The sequence below is a fragment of the Anaerotruncus sp. 80 genome, assembly GCF_009936115.1.
In the GTDB taxonomy this organism is placed as follows: domain Bacteria; phylum Bacillota; class Clostridia; order Peptostreptococcales; family Anaerovoracaceae; genus Senimuribacter; species Senimuribacter intestinalis.
On record NZ_QWES01000015.1, the window covers coordinates 45,089 to 62,924 of the forward strand.

Below are 17,836 nucleotides of genomic sequence, written 5' to 3' on the forward strand. Positions count from 1 at the left end.
ATGTCTGAAAAACAAGAAAAAGCAGGACTGAGAAAGGAACTGGGACTATTTCACAGCGTATCAATTGTCAGTGGAATTATGATTGGTTCAGGTATTTTTTATGTCAGTACATATGTGCTGAGCAGAGCAGGATTATCCGCAGGATTTTCCATTTTAGCATGGGTTGTTGCCGGCTTTATGTCGCTGATGGCGGCATTATGTTATGCGGAGCTGGGTACTTCCATGCCGCAGGCAGGAGGTACCTACAACTATATTTCTAAAGCTTATGGACCAGGAATCGGATTTTCTATGGGAATTACGGACTTTTTTATCTCACAGTCTGGTTCGATCAGTGCCCTTGCAGTAGGATTTTCTACTTATTTTAGTATTCTGGTGCCATTGACGGAGTGGCAGATTAAGGCAATGGCGATTGGGATTATCATCATGCTGTCACTGATCAATATGTCTGGTGTGAAAAAAGGTGGAAATGTGCAGGGAATCTTCATGATTGCAAAGCTGGTGCCGATTGCGATTATTATCGTATGCGGTCTTATGATGGGCAGCATGAATAATCCGATGGAGATTGTACCGGGAGAAGGTTTGAATCCAATGAGCGCTTTTGCGCTGTCCATTGTAGCGGCGTTATGGGCATATGACGGTTGGAGCTCGGTCTATATCGTAGCAGAGGAACTGAAGAACCCTCAAAAAGATCTTCCGAAAGCAGTAACAATCGGGGTTTTAGGTGTGACCCTTGTCTACGTTTTGTTCAATTTTGCATTACTGAAAATTTTACCGATTGATCAAATTGTTGCGACTGAGGCACCAGGAACCATGGCTGCAGAGGCACTCTTTGGCAAGCCAGGCGCAGTTTTAGTCACCATCGGTGCACTGATTGCAATCTTTGGTTCCTGTAATGGTTGCATTTTGGCGTATCCGAGAGAATACTATGCAATGGCTAGGGACAAGCGATTTTTCGATGTCTTTGCGAAAGTCCATCCGAAAACTGGTACGCCTGTCAATGCACAGATTGCGACCATGATTGTATCTTCTGTATTAATTCTGTTTGGTACGTTTGAGCAATTGACTGCCCTTGTGGCTTTCTGTGCATGGATTTATTACACGCTGGGTGTATCTTCGGTCTATGTGTTTAGAAAGAGAAATCCGCAGATGGAAAGACCATATAAGGTTTGGGGCTATCCCGTGCTGCCCGCAGTGACCATTCTGCTGTCGCTGGTGGTACTGGTAACAACCCTTTGGGAAGATCCAATGAATTCCGTCATCGGTGTCGTAATTCCGATTGCGGGGTATATTCTCTATCACGCTTATTTTAAGAAAAAAGAGCAAGCGGAGAACTAAGGTATCGTATGCACATCTGCTAGTATGTGCGCATGATAATCTGCAGGAGCTGAGGAAAGAATTTTTCCAGGCTCCTGTTTTTCTTTGTGCTGGATGCTGTAGCGCGCAATGTGTCAAAAATTACTGGTTGAAAACAGTACAAAAGTAATGTAAAATGAATACAGTAACAAATATGGGGGTGTAAATGTATTGGATTGAAATTTATAATGAGGGAAAAGATATCAATCGAGACTTAGTCATATGACAGCAAAGAAATTTTTGAAGGTATTAGATAAGGCTGCGTCCCACCGTGGGACATAGAAGTAAAACAGAGTTTGAGATTGTCACTTTACATTCAAGCAGAAAAAAGGTATAATTATACCATAAAAATGATATATGGAGGTGGCCTGCATGATTATTAAAGCGTCAACTACTCTGAGAAATGATTATAATGCGGTTTCAAATATTGCTAAAGAGACAAATGAGCCAATCTATATTACGAAGAATGGTGAAGGGGATATGGTCTTGATGAATATTGAAGCATTCGAGAGAAGAGAACAAATCTTACAGATGAGAGCAAAAATCCTCCAAGCAGAGCAGGAGCGTCTGAGCGGCACAAAGACATACTCTCTTGATGAAGCGCAGGCGATGCTGGAGGAAAGATTAAATGACATGTAAAGTAACGCTTCTACCAACAGCCTGGGAAGATTTGAAGCGTATAGAGGATTGGTACTATTATCAATTTGGAAAATCTACGGCTTTAAAAGTGTCTTCAACCATTCTTAAAATAATCGGTAGACTGGAGTCATTTCCTGACTCTGGCTCATTAACTCCCGATAAATGGCTGAATGAGCAAGGCTATAGGATGGTCATTTGTGAGAAGCATATTGCAATATATAGACGAATTCAGAATGAGGTTTTTGTTTACCATATTGCTGATACGCGAACGGAGTATACCAAGGTGTTTTACAATTAAATATATGCGTCCCACCGTGGGACGAAACTACGATGAGATATGCGCATTTAGGAAAACGGTTTTTAAAATTACATACTGCTTCATGCATTGAAAATACTCTTCTGAGAGACCATGGATGAACTTTCTTTTGACAAATATAGAGAACTGGCGGTTTTTTTTATAAATATTTCAAAATAATACAATTTATTCCTGTTGAAAACAAAGTGAAAGTGTTGTAAAATAGCCATATAAACATTTATGGGGGTGTAAAGGTTTCGACGGGGGTGTAGAAGCTATATAAGATGCTTACTATATTTTGAAACTTGCATTTTCAATGGATTGAAAGGTCATATTTCTTTATAATTTGATGAAAATAGAGAACTAACAGAGAACAAATAGAGAACACGCTCACTAAGGGACATATTCGTTATGTCCCTTTTTTAATGCCAAAAAGGAGAATAATTATATGAGATTTCAGGTCGAGATAACACAAAAGATGGCAGCCGTTGTAGAGATAAATGCACCAGATGAGGATGCTGCTTTGCAAGAGGCGAATGAAATGATATCTAAAGATATAATTTCTTCAGATTCTTTTCATATGGAGGAAGCAGCTGCTGTGATAAAACAGTCAGATAACATTCTGATATTTACTAGGCCTGCAAACGGAAGGTTGCAAAGAAAGTTTTGACTTATATTTTGTCCCATGATGGGACGGAGAGGAAATGTCCCACTGTGGGACGGAAAGGAAGAAAAAGCATGGGAAAAGTAATTGCTGTAGCAAACCAAAAGGGCGGCGTTGGAAAAACAACAACCGCGGCAGCGTTGGGGGATATGTTAAATCATGCTGGGTTCAAGGTTCTGCTGATAGATATGGATGGACAGGCTAATCTGACATATAACATGGGTATTGAACGACCAGATAAACTGTCGCATACAGTTACAGATTTGATTATGGCAAAGGCAAATGGAGAGGCAGCAGAGTATAATGCAGTTGAATTTGTCTTAAAACCTGGAATAAGCCTTTTTCCGGCAAATATAGTTCTATCAGGGCTGGAAATGTCGTTAATTAACGCATTCCAGCGAGAACAGATTTTGCGGCTGATTATTAACGATATTCGAGATCAATATGATTATATTATCGTTGATACATCACCTTCGCTGGGGTTATTGACAATTAACAGTCTAGTTGCAGTTGATGAGGTAGTCATCCCAGTACAGGCACAGGTTTTTGCAGTTAAAGGGATGGAGCAGTTGTTTAAGTCAATATCTCTTGCAAAACGGATTAATCCAGATCTGCAGATTGCGGGAATCCTGCTTACGATGGTAGACGGCCGCAGCGGAAGTCAAAAAGATACTGTGTTGCAGCTTGATGCAGCCTTTGGAAATACCATACCCAAATTTGAGACAGTTATTCCTTTGCAGGTCAATGGCTCGAGGGCATCAAAGGAGCAGGAGGCAATCACTTCTTTTGATCCGGATGGTGCGGCTGCCAAAGCATATCAAAATTGGCTGACAGAGTATATGGGTATTACGCAATATGTAAACTTGGAAGGAAGCCAGATTGAAATTGGTGATGTCCTGCAAATAGGAACTGATCGATACCTGATTCACTATGGTTACTACGACAGGAGAACAAGAGACGGGAAAATAGTGAAAACACTGGGTGCATATGCTGAAATGCTTACTGATGAAATGTCCCACGATGGGACAGAGGGAATTTTTCTGTCGATAGGCAGTTTTATGCAGCGATATAAAAGCTATAACAGAAGGAAGGTGGTGAACGGTGATGGGTGAAAGAAAAATCAATTTTACACCATTGGAAGAAATGTTCGGACTACCTGCAGATAATTCTGCGAATCAAGAGGAAGTTAATAAGCAGGAGCAGGATATTATAATTGACATTGATAGAATGCTGGACTGGCATACAACAATAAATGTTCCCGGTGTAAAGGTACATCCGTTCAATCGACTTTCTGAAGCTAAACAGTTGGAGTTATGCAAAAGTATCGAAAAAAACGGATTGATATCGCCGATTATACTGAGAGTTGATCGAGGTCGGACCGGATACTATGAAGTCATTGCCGGGCATAACCGAAGAGATGCAATGCGTAAACTTGGACATCATAGCCTAAGCAGCCAGTTGGGGCAAATTCGAGTCTTAGAAGATTGTAATGATATTAAGGCTGCGTATTGGATGCTTGATTCCAATATCCAGCGTGAGGAGCAGCTTCCCAGTGAGCGTGCTGATGCATACAGCACTAAATATGCATTGATAAGAATGGAAGCACAGCAGAACCCGGCAATACTGTCCCACAATGGGACAGAACGGACAGATGAAGTAGCTGCCAGAATTATGGGTATCAGCAGAACAACATTGCAGAGATATCTGGCACTGAAGAAACTCATACCGGAAATTCTGAAAATGGTTGATGACAAGAAATTGACGATTCCGGTCGCCGAATTGATTGCAGCCATGAGTGAGGAGCAGCAATCAGCACTTTTTGATGCGATGCAGGAAACGAAATGTCCGGGCCTTGCTTTGATTAAGCAAATCAGAGAACGCTGTAACGAGCAGTATCTTTCTGCTGAAGAACTCTGTGAAATGATTAGCCCCACGAAGCCGATGAATCGGATTAACCTGACGCCGGTTCTTAAATCGACAGCGAAAGCTTTTGCAAATCTGGATGTTCCGGAGGCTGACCAGGTAGAGTCAGCGGAACTGGAGCGAGTCATCACGGAGGCAATCAAGGCATATTTGGCGCAGATTTCTACCGGTAACCAAAAAAAGTAATGAACAGGTGAAATGTTACCAGTTTATTTTCGGTAAGAGTTGGTAATTTAGCACAGCTATCGGTATTCTGCAGCCTTTTTTGTTACCAGTAATAGTATTTAAAAAAATAAGTAGAGATTTTATTGGTAACGAGGTTCTTTGAGATGTGACGTTGGGAACGGAATGTGTATTATATAGTAGTTCAGACTATGGGAGTAGTAACTGTGGTGTATCTGACGAGTTAAGATAGAGGTGGGGATGTTTGGTATGCTGAGGATGTTATCCGTCAGGCAGCTACGGTTGGCAGACATTCATGACGGGGCGGAACACGGGTCGCATTGGAGTAAAAGAAAACAATCAGTCAGAAAAAGAGGCGGTGTTTATTATGATTACAAATGGAGATAAAGTTATTATGAACGAAAAATATCATGTGACAGAAAAAAATAAAAACAAAGTGTTCCTTGTAAGCTCAAGTCCGTTTGAAGTATGCGGTCAAATGTGCGTGATGCTGGAAGGCTATACAGGTTGCTATGCGCTTGATGGATTGAAAAAGGTTAAGGGAGGCACTGAAGATGCTTGAGAAGTATGATCCAAATATTTGCTTTGGGAGACACACTATCAGAATTACATTGATGCAATGGGACTATGTGGGACACGTTGCAGTTGAAGTAAACGGAAACTGCAAAGGAGCAATCCTATTGGATTCCTGCTATATTGTTGAAGCTGATGAGGATGACATACAACATTTTGTAGAGAATGACTGTAATTTTTTCAAGGAAAGCGGCATTTTCTCGGCAAAGCTGAAAAATCAAAAGGGTGAAATACTTGAAATTGAGGATTTTGTAGATGAAATTGAGAATTTGATTGTTGGTATAGAGATTGTCGATTATGTTCAGAAAGAATGGTGAATTTGCCAATGTCCCACAGTGGGACGGAAATGAAGACGGCAATTGGATAGGTTAAAAGTAAGAATCAGGTGAAGTAATATGCGTATAGGAATGATTTCTGCATTTGCCAAAGAATCGGCACGATGCACAAAAAAGTTGAAAGGATTGGAAGAACTCAGTGATAGTTTGGTACATACTGAAGTAGGCCAACAAATATTGAATGGTGATAAAAATTTAGCAAATGAGACAGCAAGACGATTTACGAAGATATTAGATATTAACAGTCTGCAGGATACAAATTTACAAGTGATTTCAGATTTCAATAATATCCTGCAAATCATAAAAATATCATATTTTGCTCACCGTGATTAAGTGGTGTCCCATCATGGGACAGGGAGTTACAAATGGATGGTGTTTTACTAATTAGAATTTTTTTATCGGTTGTTGATGAACTGATGTCTCAGCCACGACTATATGCGCTGAGCAATCGAGAACGATATATCAATTTTAGAGCCGACGATTTTAAACGAAAATTAAAAGAAGTTATGTTAAGAAATCATAGTTGCCTTAGTTCCTCTAAAATAAAACCTATTTTAGAGGACTTCAAGGTGTTGCAATGGATTATCTGTGATAAGGAACGATTTACGAATGTCCAAAAAATTAATGAAAAATCTGCTCGAGTATTAACAGTAGATCGCAGCAAATATGAGTTACTGAAATCTCTAGATTGGGAAGATTCTTAGTTAAGGGAATTGAGTGTCCCACAATGGGACAGAAAGAGAAACTGAATCATGAAAAAAATCATTATAGGCTTCGGAATAGGAAGTCTTTTTTTGATGGTAATGATGATATTCGTGCTGATTGCGGGTATTTTGGGCGGTGGTTTAGATGAGTCGTCGGCTTACGGTGCTAATGTGGCGCTGCCGATTACGATTACCGGTGATATCCGGGGCAATTCGATCACAATGGATATTTCCGGGGGTATCAACGCAGCAGATATTAAAGGAACTGTCTCAGGCGGAAAATTCACTGCGAGCTCAAAAAACTCTGAAGTACAGATGGAAGTGCCTGGATCACCGGCACGGACGGATTTTTTCTCCTATATGCCGCAGTTTGATCAGCGCCTTTATACAATCAAACTGGATACATCGTCACCTCAGTTTAAGTTAAATCAAATGTGCCGGACTGACGCCGAGGGGTTTCGGCGTAAGGGTGATGCTTATCTGGTGGCGATGGGTACATATTACGGCGGCAGGGACAACATCGGAGATCAGTATAGATTAACCTTCAGTGGAGGAACGACTAAGGAAATCCTTGCAATATTGGGTGACTGCAAAAGTGATGCAGAAACGGATGCAAAGCATCAATATCATGCCAAAGGTGATAAGACTGTAGTTGAGTTTATCATGGGCGCCCGGGATAGCAAAAATAATTCCGTCATCAATGAAAAATTTGGAACTCTGGTTGGAATTTCAAAAATTGGAATGACAATCAAAGTAGAGGGAAGTATTTCAGGCAATTCTATCAAGATTTCAGGCACTGCCAATGGTACGCCATTTTCCGCATCTGGGGAGATCAACAGCGGACATTTTGAAGCAACGGGCTATTATGGCTCTGGTGCAGGAGGAGATCTGCTGTGGCCGACAACTTCTACATACATTACTTCAGAATTTGGATATAGAACAGATGCGTCCTATGTCGGCGGCAGTACGAATCATGCAGGCATTGACATCGGAGTAGCAGAAGGGTCAACGGTCGTAGCAGCAGCACCAGGCACGGTTGTCATCGCTGGCACCTATGGGGGCTATGGCAAGTATGTAGAAATCGATCACGGGAATGGACTTGTGACCTGCTATGGGCATAATAGCATAATCAAAGTAAGACAGGGACAGAAAGTTAAAACTGGAGATGTAATTGCATTATCCGGAAATACGGGTGTTTCTACCGGGCCACATTTGCATTTTGAAGTGCGAGTAAATGGTACGCCGGTGGATCCAATGAAATATTTGCGAGCAAAAGAGTAGGAGAACAATAGTGATGAGAAGAAAAAAGGCCGCTATAGCAGTAGTTTTACTGTTGGCAGCGGTTCTGGCGGCAGCTTTGCTGATCATGGGACCGCGAACAGCGGGGACAGAATCTGCAGATATTGCAAATCCTAGTGAAGTGGGTACTGCAGATAAGCAGCAGTCTAATCAGCAGTCATCTCAAATTGATGACAATGAGGAATTGTTTAATCAGAGCCAAGAGAAGAAGTTGGAGAGAATCTTTAAAAACACGTATATCTATTATGATGAATTTCTTGAAGGAAAGCCAATTACCTATACTTTTTACGAAGATGGGACGATGGTGGCCTACTATTGGGAGGATACGGAGTCAGAATCCATACCATTAAGTAGCCAGTGGGCACAGTATAACGTTAATGACGATGTGACTGAGATAACGCTCGATTGGGGAGATGGGACGAGGACAACGGAGTCATTTAAAATCAAGAGAAGAGGTATCGTAATCGGAAAGATAGAATTTCAGCTTTCTGATCGAGAGATTCATCTTAATTAGTTCAATCCGGACCAGAGGATTAGATACCTTTTACATATAAAAAACAGGAAGAGGAGATGAGAAAATGACATATTTAACACATGCCTTGGGAGGCGCCTTGGCGGGAACAGCGGTAATCGCGATACTTAATCCTGGAGACAAGGTTGCTGCAGCCGCAATTATGTCTGGCGCTGTTATCGGTTCGTTGCTGCCAGATATTGATCACACCAGGTCTAAAGTATCTCGGTCATCAGCTGCAGCGAAAATTACATCTTATGCAGTTTCAGCTGTGACAAAGCACAGAGGTTTCTTTCATACTCCACTGTTTGTTTTGATCCTGGCATTGGCGCTTGGAACGGTAATCAATATTTTGCCGAACGATGATTTTGTCTTGGCCGCATGGAGCCTATATTTCGGTCTTTTACCGGGAATGCTGTCTCATTTGCTGTTGGATACCTGCAACCCCGGAGGTATCATGTGGCTTTATCCCGTATCGAACAAAAAACTCAGTATATTGCCAATCAAAACCGGCAGTCTTGGAGAGATAGCTGTCGCCATTATATTGGCAGTGCTTTTAGCTGGGTGGTATGGTATAGACATTATGAGTATTTTGCACAGATAGTGGAGGTGGATGATGTTTGATATTGACGCATATCGCAAGCATCTGTATCAGCTGGTCAGAGCGCAAAAGATGTCACGCTTGACCGCTGCCGGGTATATCAGTTGCTTGGAAAGACTTGATGAGCAAATCAATCCAGGACAGAGCGTAGCTGGGGCTATCAGAGAGCTCTGCAAAGATACACAGCAAGGCGGAAAATATATTGCTGCAGTCAAAAAATATGAACGGGATATACTTGATGCGCCTAAAAGCCTGCTCTACGGGCAAGAACTGTTCGATCTACGCAAGCAGTGCAAGCAGGCGCCAATCGGCAGGGAACCGGTTCTGCCAGAGCAGACATATTTACGCAAAATCAATAGGTTGAATAATGAAACGGTCAGGGTCGCCCTGCGTCTGCAGGTGCGGTCAGGCTTGCGGATTGCAGAGATTGGAGATTTAAGAGCAGCGGACATTGAGATTACCGAAGACGGTATTAAGCTTTTCATCAGGTGCGGAAAAGGTCGAAAATCCCGGCACGTAGATGCCATAAAGGATGTTTTTCTTGAAACCCATCTAAAAGAGCTGTTAGAGGGCAAGTCTGGCGATGACAGGGCGTTTGATTATTCGACTGCTTATTTAAAGAAGAAGGCAAACGCACTAGGCATACCTACACATGATCTGCGTCGGATCAATTCCCGGATGCGATATCGGCAGCAGCGGGGAAATGGATTTGGAAGAAGGGAAGCTCGCAGACAAGTACAGAAGCAGCTGGGACATGCTCAAGCTGCTACAACAAGCGCATATTTAAGGAAGGAGTGGAGTGAGTAACAATGAATCAGAGCAAGCTTGACCGGCAGCTAGAAGCCGGTGCGGAAGTTTTTTTTCGGGGTGTTGGCAATGGAGTTAAGAAGATGGTCAAGAACCCCAACTTGATATTGGCGTTTATTTTGGTCACCCTTGGCTGCGGGGTGATTTTTTATTTACGGGATGTCATTTTAGGACAGTTTTTTTCGGAGGGAGAGTTCAATATCTTCACGATTGCGATTCATTTAATTTGGATAGCACCAATTCTAACATTATATGGATTCAGCAGAATGGAAGGTCAGACGACGGATGCAGCAGAGGCATTTGCATCGATTAAGTTTTGTAATCGCCAGGGCCAGTATCCGGAGCAAATTGGTAAGGAAGTTGACGGGAAAAAGGTTATTCTGTCATTTAGATCTCCCGGTTTGACAGTCGCTGATTGGCGGAGTCGTAAATCGGAGTTGGAGACCGCTTTCGACTGCAATATTGTTAAATTTGAGGCTCCTCCACACACGAAGCAAATCATCAAGATGCACACTGTGCCAAGCAGCGATGGTCTTAGCACCAATCTTCCATGGTCAGATCAGTGCATCAGTGACAAAGAGTTCGTTATTGTCGCCGGTGAAGATCTGCTGGGATCGGTGGAGTTCAATCTGGATAAATATCCTCACGCGTTAATTGCTGGAGTCACCGGATCAGGCAAGTCTGTAGCATTGCGCTGTCTATTCTGGCAGTGCATTTATAAAGGGGTAAAACCGTATATGATTGATTTCAAGGGTGGAATTGAGTTTTCCGCTTTTGAAAGCTTTGGTGAGGTCATCACCCGGCGTCAGGATGCACTGGATCTGCTGAAAGATTTGAATCGTGAGATGATGATGCGACTTGATCTGTTCCGGCATACAGGAACGAAGAATCTGTCAGAGTACAATCGGAAATATCCCAATGATGAGCTGGCAAGGATTGTGTTGGTATGCGATGAGATTGCGGAAATGCTGGACAAGACTGGTTTGCAGGCAGCCGACAAAGCCATTTTCTATGAAATTGAAAAGGAGATGTCATCTTTGGCAAGGCTTTCTCGTGCAGCGGGAATACATATGCTTTTGGCTACGCAGCGTCCCGATGCAAAGGTGATCGTTGGACAGATCAAGAATAACCTACCAATCAGAATAAGCGGCAGAATGGTCGACTCTCAGGCGTCTGAGATGGTGCTGGGTAATACCAAGGCTGCAGAGCTTGGAGATACGCTCGGCAGGTTTATGTATTCTGTGGGTGCAGACACTTGGGAATTTCAGGCATATAATTTCCAAGACTCAGACATCAGGCCAGGAAATTATCAGCGGGGGAAAATGTTGCTTGACGAGCAGGAAGGTTTGGATGTAGTTCGGCAGGGCGATGAAGAGTATTACGATGAATATGATAGTCCGAAAGATTTTGAAATCGACAATGAGTATAGAGGGTTTTAGAAAGGAGGAAAAAGTTGAAAAAGGAGAAAAAAGTAAAAGTATCCAAAATCAAATCTACAAGGATGCGAACTGCAGGGAGGATTTTGCTTTGGATCATGCTGGGAGCAGTTTTTATCAAGGGTGCCGCCGACATCATCATGGGAAATACCATTTCAAAGCAGCGTGAAGCGCTGGAGACGTACATGGCGGTAGTCAGTTCAGAGCAGGAGTTAAGAGATGGTTCTATGGCATTTGCCGAAGAATTTGTACGAGAGTACCTTACTTTTGATGGAGAACTTGGCAGCGACTACGAGAACAGAATTGCAGCTTATACAGCAAGAAATCTTCGCATTGAAGCTCCGGACGAAGGAGCGGCAATCACTGTTATCGCCGTAAATGCGGTGGATGTGCAGCTGCTTGATGGGAATCGTGTGAATGTTACAGTAACTGTAGAGGCACAAATTGGAAAGATGACTAACAAGTTCAACTTGAAGGTGCCGGTGGTCTCCAGTGGAGGCAGGTATGCTGTGGATGAATATCCACAGATTATGCCGGGCATGGAGGTGGCAGACGTCGGGGCTGCGTCAGGTACGATTAGTGGAACGGAAGTCTCCAATAGCGAAAAAGATCAGATTACATCTGTTGTAGAGAGTTTCTGTAAGGTTTACTATGGCGGCAGCGACAATGATCTGTTGTATTACGTTTCGGAGGGCAGCGGTATAACGAATACTGTGGAGGGCATGGAGTTTGAGAGCATTGACAACTTAAGAGCAGTTTATGTCGCAGAAACCGATAACTATGTGATTGACGTAAAGATTAAAGTTGCTAACAGCGGGGTGGCTCTGCCTCAACATCTGTATCTGACTGCTGAAAGGGACGGAGACAGGTTTTATATCAAAAAAATAGACACGAGAATTTAGAGGGAATGAAAAATGAATATCAATTACTTAAACAAAAAGATGGAAAGAAGAAATATGATTATGAGAGCGGCTGTTATTGCTATAGCTGCAGTGCTGCTAATCCTTTGTGCGACGGCACCGACATTTGCTGCCAGCAGCGGTGATTTACAGACAGGTAAAAACTTTGGAGAATGGGCATTAGACCAGATTTGGTATTTGGCCTTGGCAGTATGCGCATTTATGATTGTGCGATTCCTTATTAAAAAGGCTTGGGTACAGATGGTAATTTTTATTGTCTTGGGAGCGTTATGCCTGTTTCTCATTTCTTCTCCAGAGTCGCTAAAGGGAATTGGCGAAAAGCTGTTCAACATGATATAAGGAGAGAAGAATGGCAAAAGATGAAGACCGCATTATTGTGCTGCGTTCATACGCTACAGTTTGGCAATACGAAAAAAAGCTATATTCGATTGATTCTTTGAAACTTTGGATTCCGGTCGCAGCAAATGATCTGCTCTTTTTTGTAGTGGGACTTGTACTGATGGTAATTTTATCAAAAATCTCGGTTTTTGCGGCAATTCCTTGGGTAATCAGGTACGGGGCAATACCTTTCTTGATTATGAAATTTTTTACAAAAATGAAGTTTGACGGAAAGTCGCCGCATAAGTTTGCTCTGGGATATGTGGAGTATAGGCTGTTGCCGGAATACCTATCAAAATTCCAGGAGTGCAATGATTATACAGAGGGTTGCTTCCAGAACGTATTATATCGCGGAACAGAGATTATTAACATTATTGATGCCAGATTACAGAGCAGTAAAGGCAAAACTGGAAAGAAAAAGAGGAGGGGAGAGAAATGAATTATGAGTTTCCTATCAAGTATTTTGAGGGGAATTTGATTTTTAATAAACGCACTGAGTGTTGGGCATGTTATCAAATCTTGGGCGTGAGTTATGACTATCTGTCAAAGGATAAAAAAATCATGCTTTTGAATCGTGTGACAAGGTTTATCTCAAACATCGGACAGGAAGCGCAGCTTCTAATTATTCCAGTTGCCCAGGATGTCAGGAAGCATCAGGAGGCGCTGATGGACGCGATGAATCGCAATGATCCGTTATATGCAGTGTCCCAGGCACACGCTAAAGGAACATTGCATTACCTGGAACAGAAGATAAAGGATAACGGTGCCACAAATGATTATAACATCTATCTGATCGCAAAGCTGGAACGACAGAAGATCAGCGGGGGAAATCTTGAAGAGCTGATTAGGAAACCGATGAAGGCAATCAACGAATTGTTTGACGTTGAACAAAGGGATATTCTGGAAAGTGACATACGCGCATATAAAGAGGTTGCCGGGAATTACTGCCAATCTCAAACCCGGAGGATCCGCATGGAACCGGCAGACGTAGAGACCGTGCAGTGGTTGTACCGGCGAATGACTCGCCGGGGCATCAGCAACGGCGATGGAAAACTTCGGAAGAATGCAGATGGTTCTGCATGGAAGCCAGCATCAGCTCCCGTGTTAAAAGATGGAGAAAAGGCAATCCGTCCGTTACAGACGGATATTTTAACATTGTCGGAAGCACTGATAAATCCAAAAGCACATCGGTATATTACCTGTGAAAATACAGACGGGACAATATCGTATCAGACCTTCTTGTCTATGGCATCGGTTCCGGATGGCATGATCTATCCTGGAGGTGAGTGGCTTTTGCTGCTGCAGGATTACCCTTATGCCACAGAAGTTTGCATTCACATTACGACAATCGAGTATAGGGAATCTCTTAAAAAAATTAGCGGAAAGAAGCAGGAAATAGAATCACAGCAGGAACACGTAGCGCAGTCAGCGCGGATCCCGGACGAGCTGCGAGCAGCTGCCAGCGAAGCAAATCAGCTGGAGGCGGAACTGCGCCGCACGAGAGATCCACTGTGCAAGGTATCAGTCACATTTTGCATTGCCAGTGATGATAAGGATTTGATGGAAGCTCACGCAAAATTCGTCCGGGAACGGTATGAGGATAAACAGTTCATCGTTGAGCGTTCCATGGCAGATCAATTTAAGCTATTTATGGAATGCATTCCCGGCGCAGGCAGATATATGACAGATTACATTATACCGCTGCCGCCGAGAACTGTGGCTGGATCCATGTTTGCTGTAACTCGGCTTTTGGGAGATAACCTAGGACCGTACATTGGTACAACAGGAGTTCTGGACAAACTTGTATTCTTGGACCTTGCCCGTGCTTGTAGGCTTAACAACTCCGCATCTGCTTTTTTCTGGGGTACGTTAGGTGGCGGAAAGAGCTTTAATGCCAACCTTCTTGCTTATCTTAACGTGCTATATGCGGGAGCTAAAGTCCTGATTGTTGACCCAAAAGGTGACCGTGATCGATGGGCTGAGTGTCTGCCTTATCTGGCGGATCAAATATCCATTATAACCTTATCGCCGGATGATAAAGGCCAGGGCAGCTTGGATCCATTCATAATTTACAGAGATGACATCGATCAGGCTGCGGAATTGGCGACTAACATTCTTTGCGAGTATTTTGGAATAACATCAAAAGATCTGGAGTACACCGCAATTCTAGCAGCAATCGATCAGATCAGAACAGCGGGGAAACCATGTATGAACCTGCTTGCGGAGATCCTGGCGAACTTTCCTGATGAGGATGAGCTAAAGCCAGTAGCCAAAAATTTGGCCAGGAAGATTCAGCTGCTGCGCCGCGCTGGCATGGCAAAACTGTTATTTGGATATGGAGATGAGGATGGATTGAGATTCACAAAAAAGATCAACATTTTGCAGATCCAGAATATGACAATGCCTGACGCGGAAACGCCAAAACAGGACTATACCCAGGAAGAAAGATTATCGACAGTTCTGATGCTGCCAATCGCTTCGTTTTGTATGAAGTTTGCAGCTGCTGACCGAAATGAATTTGATATCATTGTTTTTGACGAGTCGTGGGCGCTGAATACGACCCAAATGGGGAAAAAGCTGACTAACTCTTTGGCCAGAATGGGAAGATCGCTGTATGCCAGCGCTATCTTTATCGGCCATAGCGTATCCGACGTTGACAGTCCAGGGTTGCGAGAAGCCATCACATACAAGTTCTGCTTCAAAGCGAAGACTCGAGAAGAAATTGTAAAATCACTGCAATTTTTGAATCTGGAAGCAACGGATGAGAATATAGAACTCGTGATGAAGCTGCCGAATCGTACCTGTCTGTTTCAGGATCTTGAAGGCCATGTTGGGGTATTGCGATTTGATGCAATTTGGCAGGACATTATTGACGCATTTAATACTACGCCTGGAGAGGAAAAAACGAGGAGTGACGCATCATGAAAAGGTACGCGAAATTTGCTCTGTGCATAGTCTTGATTATTGCACTGAATACAGTGGCAGTATATGCTGCAGGCTCGGACGGTGGGGCAGATGACGGCTTGTTTTCTTCTCTGGATCAAGTCAAAGCGCAGGGCAGTTACTTGGAGTATCGTGATAATTACTATCTGGACATGGAGGACACCTCAATTCTATCCAGTCCGGGAGCAGTGATATTTAATCTTCTTGCTAATGGTATTTTCGGATGGAGTAAAAATATTGGCTGCCTGACAGCAGTTGCAACGCGGTTTGCGTTAGGGGTTGATATCTATAATCTAATTAGCGATTTTATCACCCCTTTTTTCAACAGCATGCGAAAAATTGTCTTTGACAGCTATGCAACATATTTCATTGCTATCGCAGCATTCTATTTCTTAATCCAACTGCTGCGTAACAGACAATCTCAGGTCATTGGTGGCTTGCTTGCTGTCACGATGATTATTGCAGTGGGACTTTTTTTCTACGCGAGACCAATGTTTGTACTCAGTACGCTTAACGATATCACAACGGAACTGTCATCTACAGTGATGGATGCACCCTATGATACGCTGACCAATGAGGAGGCAGATGAGGCAACAGCGGGGGACAAATCCGTGATTCTGATCTTTAACGTCATGGTACATTCCCAGTGGCAATATCTAGAGTTTGGCAGCATGAAGCAGGCGCAGAAACACGAGGACACGATTCTGCCATTAGAGGTTGATTCTGATGAAAGGCTTGCATACATCGGAGATCTGGAACATCCGGGACTGACAAAAGGTAATACGGCGGCACAGATTGAACGCTTTGGCCTTGCGCTGATCTTTTTTATTTTTGATCTTTTGCTGCTGATTATTATCCTGGGCTTTTCAGTCTTGATACTGGGCTATCAATTCTTCGTGCTGTTCTTGGCAATTCTGGGCACATTCATTTTCGTTTTAGCGTTAATTCCCGGATATGGCACTCGTCTGCTGAAACGGTGGGCACTGAAGCTACTGTCATCCTCAGCTGTCAAAATAATTCTGGTGTTTTTCATGGCGATTTTGTTTATCATCATGAATTTTTTGTATACTGCTACAGCAACCTATGGCCTGCTGCCGGTTCTCTTTATGATGATATCTATGTGTCTCATCGTGGCAATCAAGCGTAAGGAAATCGCGGAGCTGTTCCTGGGAACTTCGGGAGGTAAGGTAGTAGGCGCTGCCGGAGACATCGCCCATGGAACCTATTCGGAATTGACAGGACTAAAAGATAAGCTGACTGATCTGCGCCGCGGCCAGGAACGGGAGATGGATGATGAAGAAGATGACGAAAGAGAGCGTCGTGAGGAGCAGATGAACCGGAGCGCCAGCGAGTATTTGTCTGAGGCAGAGTTACGGCGGTACCGTAGGCGTATGGACCAGAACTCTGGAGCAGATGCCGGAAAATCTTCTAACTCAAATCAGCAGGGTCATTATACGGGAAGGACATCTGAGCAGACGCAGCAGACTTCAGATAATCCTGCAGATAATGATGAGCTGCAGCAGGGTCATGAAGGACAGGGCAGAACGCTGCAGGGCGAATATCTCACCGGTGAGGATTATAAAAAGGCGGAGGAGATATTGGAGCAAAATTATCAGCTGTCAAAGGCGAAATCGGAGCGGACTGCGCAGGAAAGCGGAGAGCCGGTACAGTACAGCGATTTTGTCCAACGAACTGATGCAATCCGTGAACTTGGCGGTGATGCTATGTTTGATGATCGTGATATTCTCAAAACCGCGCGCATCTTGCAGCGTACGGAAGCTGCCGGAGGCAGCATGGATGATTTGATTGGGGATCCGCAGGAGCGGAACAGCGGGGAGGAAGATCTTGCTCAGCAAGAAGAACTTCGACTGCAAAGCGTAATGGATTATATGCCGCAGATAGAGCAGGAAAAAATACAAGCAAACAATATGGAGGGCACTGCAGCATCTAATCAGCGAGATTCTACTATTGAATCAGAACTGCGGCCTGAGCAGTCAGACCCTTCAGAGTCGCAGGTTATATTAGCAAATGCTGCTTCTGATGCGGAAGCAGAGACGCAGCTGCAGCAAAATCAACATGTGGCAAAAGGATTAAGCTTTTTCAAAGCGCAGTTCGGTGAAGAAAAAGGTGAGAAGTATTATGAGAAAATGTGTGCTAAATACGGCGAGGAGAACGTAAGTCAGTTCAGTAGCAGCGAAGAAAGCGTCAGCTACTCTACGGTAAACCAGATTCTGCGAAGCAATATGGATGAGCAGAAGTAGAGTGAAGGAGG

The 17,836-nt window shown here is 43.5% G+C and carries 20 protein-coding genes; all 20 read left to right on the plus strand.

Going from position 1 to position 17,836, the window contains the following annotated elements; genetic code table 11:
* The 20 genes from D1155_RS08995 (at window position 1) to D1155_RS09090 (ending at window position 17,825) form a co-directional block, all read left to right on the plus strand.
* Entirely contained in the window at window positions 1-1,335 is a 1,335-nt protein-coding gene (locus D1155_RS08995; RefSeq protein WP_160202065.1) for an amino acid permease, read from the plus strand.
* A gap of 390 nt (window positions 1,336-1,725) precedes the next feature.
* Window positions 1,726-1,992 (plus strand): type II toxin-antitoxin system prevent-host-death family antitoxin, encoded by a 267-nt coding sequence (locus D1155_RS09000; protein WP_160202066.1) that lies wholly within the window; start codon window positions 1,726-1,728, stop codon window positions 1,990-1,992.
* Window positions 1,982-2,290, plus strand: coding sequence for a type II toxin-antitoxin system RelE/ParE family toxin (locus tag D1155_RS09005; RefSeq protein WP_160202067.1), 309 nt, complete (start codon window positions 1,982-1,984; stop codon window positions 2,288-2,290). Before D1155_RS09000 ends, D1155_RS09005 begins: the two co-directional genes overlap by 11 nt.
* A gap of 445 nt (window positions 2,291-2,735) precedes the next feature.
* A complete protein-coding gene (locus tag D1155_RS09010; protein WP_160202068.1) occupies window positions 2,736-2,957 on the plus strand; it encodes a hypothetical protein in 222 nt (73 codons plus the stop codon).
* Between the two features lie 68 nt (window positions 2,958-3,025).
* On the plus strand, window positions 3,026-4,063 hold the full coding sequence (locus D1155_RS09015; RefSeq protein WP_160202069.1) for an AAA family ATPase: 1,038 nt from the start codon (window positions 3,026-3,028) through the stop codon (window positions 4,061-4,063).
* Window positions 4,056-5,060 (plus strand): ParB/RepB/Spo0J family partition protein, encoded by a 1,005-nt coding sequence (locus D1155_RS09020; protein WP_160202070.1) that lies wholly within the window; start codon window positions 4,056-4,058, stop codon window positions 5,058-5,060. The genes D1155_RS09015 and D1155_RS09020 overlap by 8 nt, the downstream gene beginning before the upstream one ends.
* 364 nt (window positions 5,061-5,424) lie before the next feature.
* Window positions 5,425-5,619 carry a hypothetical protein gene (locus D1155_RS09025; RefSeq protein WP_160202071.1) on the plus strand — a complete coding sequence of 65 codons (195 nt, stop codon included), beginning with the start codon at window positions 5,425-5,427 and terminating at the stop codon, window positions 5,617-5,619.
* Entirely contained in the window at window positions 5,612-5,947 is a 336-nt protein-coding gene (locus D1155_RS09030; RefSeq protein ID WP_160202072.1) for a DUF5406 family protein, read from the plus strand. The genes D1155_RS09025 and D1155_RS09030 overlap by 8 nt, the downstream gene beginning before the upstream one ends.
* Before the next feature lie 78 nt (window positions 5,948-6,025).
* Complete coding sequence (locus tag D1155_RS09035) at window positions 6,026-6,298, plus strand: hypothetical protein (protein WP_160202073.1); 273 nt, start codon at window positions 6,026-6,028, stop codon at window positions 6,296-6,298.
* Between the two features lie 32 nt (window positions 6,299-6,330).
* The gene (locus tag D1155_RS09040; RefSeq protein WP_160202074.1) at window positions 6,331-6,669 is read left to right on the plus strand and encodes a hypothetical protein; all 339 of its coding nucleotides are present in this window, start codon (window positions 6,331-6,333) and stop codon (window positions 6,667-6,669) included.
* 48 nt (window positions 6,670-6,717) lie between these two features.
* Window positions 6,718-7,950 (plus strand): M23 family metallopeptidase, encoded by a 1,233-nt coding sequence (locus D1155_RS09045; RefSeq protein ID WP_243151059.1) that lies wholly within the window; start codon window positions 6,718-6,720, stop codon window positions 7,948-7,950.
* A 13-nt stretch (window positions 7,951-7,963) separates the two neighbouring features.
* Complete coding sequence (locus D1155_RS09050; RefSeq protein ID WP_160202075.1) at window positions 7,964-8,482, plus strand: hypothetical protein; 519 nt, start codon at window positions 7,964-7,966, stop codon at window positions 8,480-8,482.
* Between the two features lie 64 nt (window positions 8,483-8,546).
* A complete protein-coding gene (locus D1155_RS09055; protein WP_160202076.1) occupies window positions 8,547-9,083 on the plus strand; it encodes a metal-dependent hydrolase in 537 nt (178 codons plus the stop codon).
* 12 nt (window positions 9,084-9,095) lie between these two features.
* The gene (locus tag D1155_RS09060) at window positions 9,096-9,887 is read left to right on the plus strand and encodes a phage integrase family protein (RefSeq protein WP_160202077.1); all 792 of its coding nucleotides are present in this window, start codon (window positions 9,096-9,098) and stop codon (window positions 9,885-9,887) included.
* Window positions 9,888-9,889: 2 nt separating this feature from the next.
* Window positions 9,890-11,326 (plus strand): FtsK/SpoIIIE domain-containing protein, encoded by a 1,437-nt coding sequence (locus D1155_RS09065; RefSeq protein WP_160202078.1) that lies wholly within the window; start codon window positions 9,890-9,892, stop codon window positions 11,324-11,326.
* A gap of 14 nt (window positions 11,327-11,340) precedes the next feature.
* A complete protein-coding gene (locus tag D1155_RS09070; protein ID WP_160202079.1) occupies window positions 11,341-12,225 on the plus strand; it encodes a conjugal transfer protein in 885 nt (294 codons plus the stop codon).
* Window positions 12,226-12,237: 12 nt separating this feature from the next.
* Window positions 12,238-12,582 carry a TcpD family membrane protein gene (locus tag D1155_RS09075; protein ID WP_160202080.1) on the plus strand — a complete coding sequence of 115 codons (345 nt, stop codon included), beginning with the start codon at window positions 12,238-12,240 and terminating at the stop codon, window positions 12,580-12,582.
* 10 nt (window positions 12,583-12,592) lie between these two features.
* A complete protein-coding gene (locus tag D1155_RS09080; protein ID WP_160202081.1) occupies window positions 12,593-13,060 on the plus strand; it encodes a TcpE family conjugal transfer membrane protein in 468 nt (155 codons plus the stop codon).
* On the plus strand, window positions 13,057-15,546 hold the full coding sequence (locus D1155_RS09085; protein ID WP_160202082.1) for an ATP-binding protein: 2,490 nt from the start codon (window positions 13,057-13,059) through the stop codon (window positions 15,544-15,546). The genes D1155_RS09080 and D1155_RS09085 overlap by 4 nt, the downstream gene beginning before the upstream one ends.
* Window positions 15,543-17,825 carry a hypothetical protein gene (locus tag D1155_RS09090; RefSeq protein WP_160202083.1) on the plus strand — a complete coding sequence of 761 codons (2,283 nt, stop codon included), beginning with the start codon at window positions 15,543-15,545 and terminating at the stop codon, window positions 17,823-17,825. The genes D1155_RS09085 and D1155_RS09090 overlap by 4 nt, the downstream gene beginning before the upstream one ends.
* The last annotated feature ends 11 nt before the right edge of the window (window positions 17,826-17,836 follow it).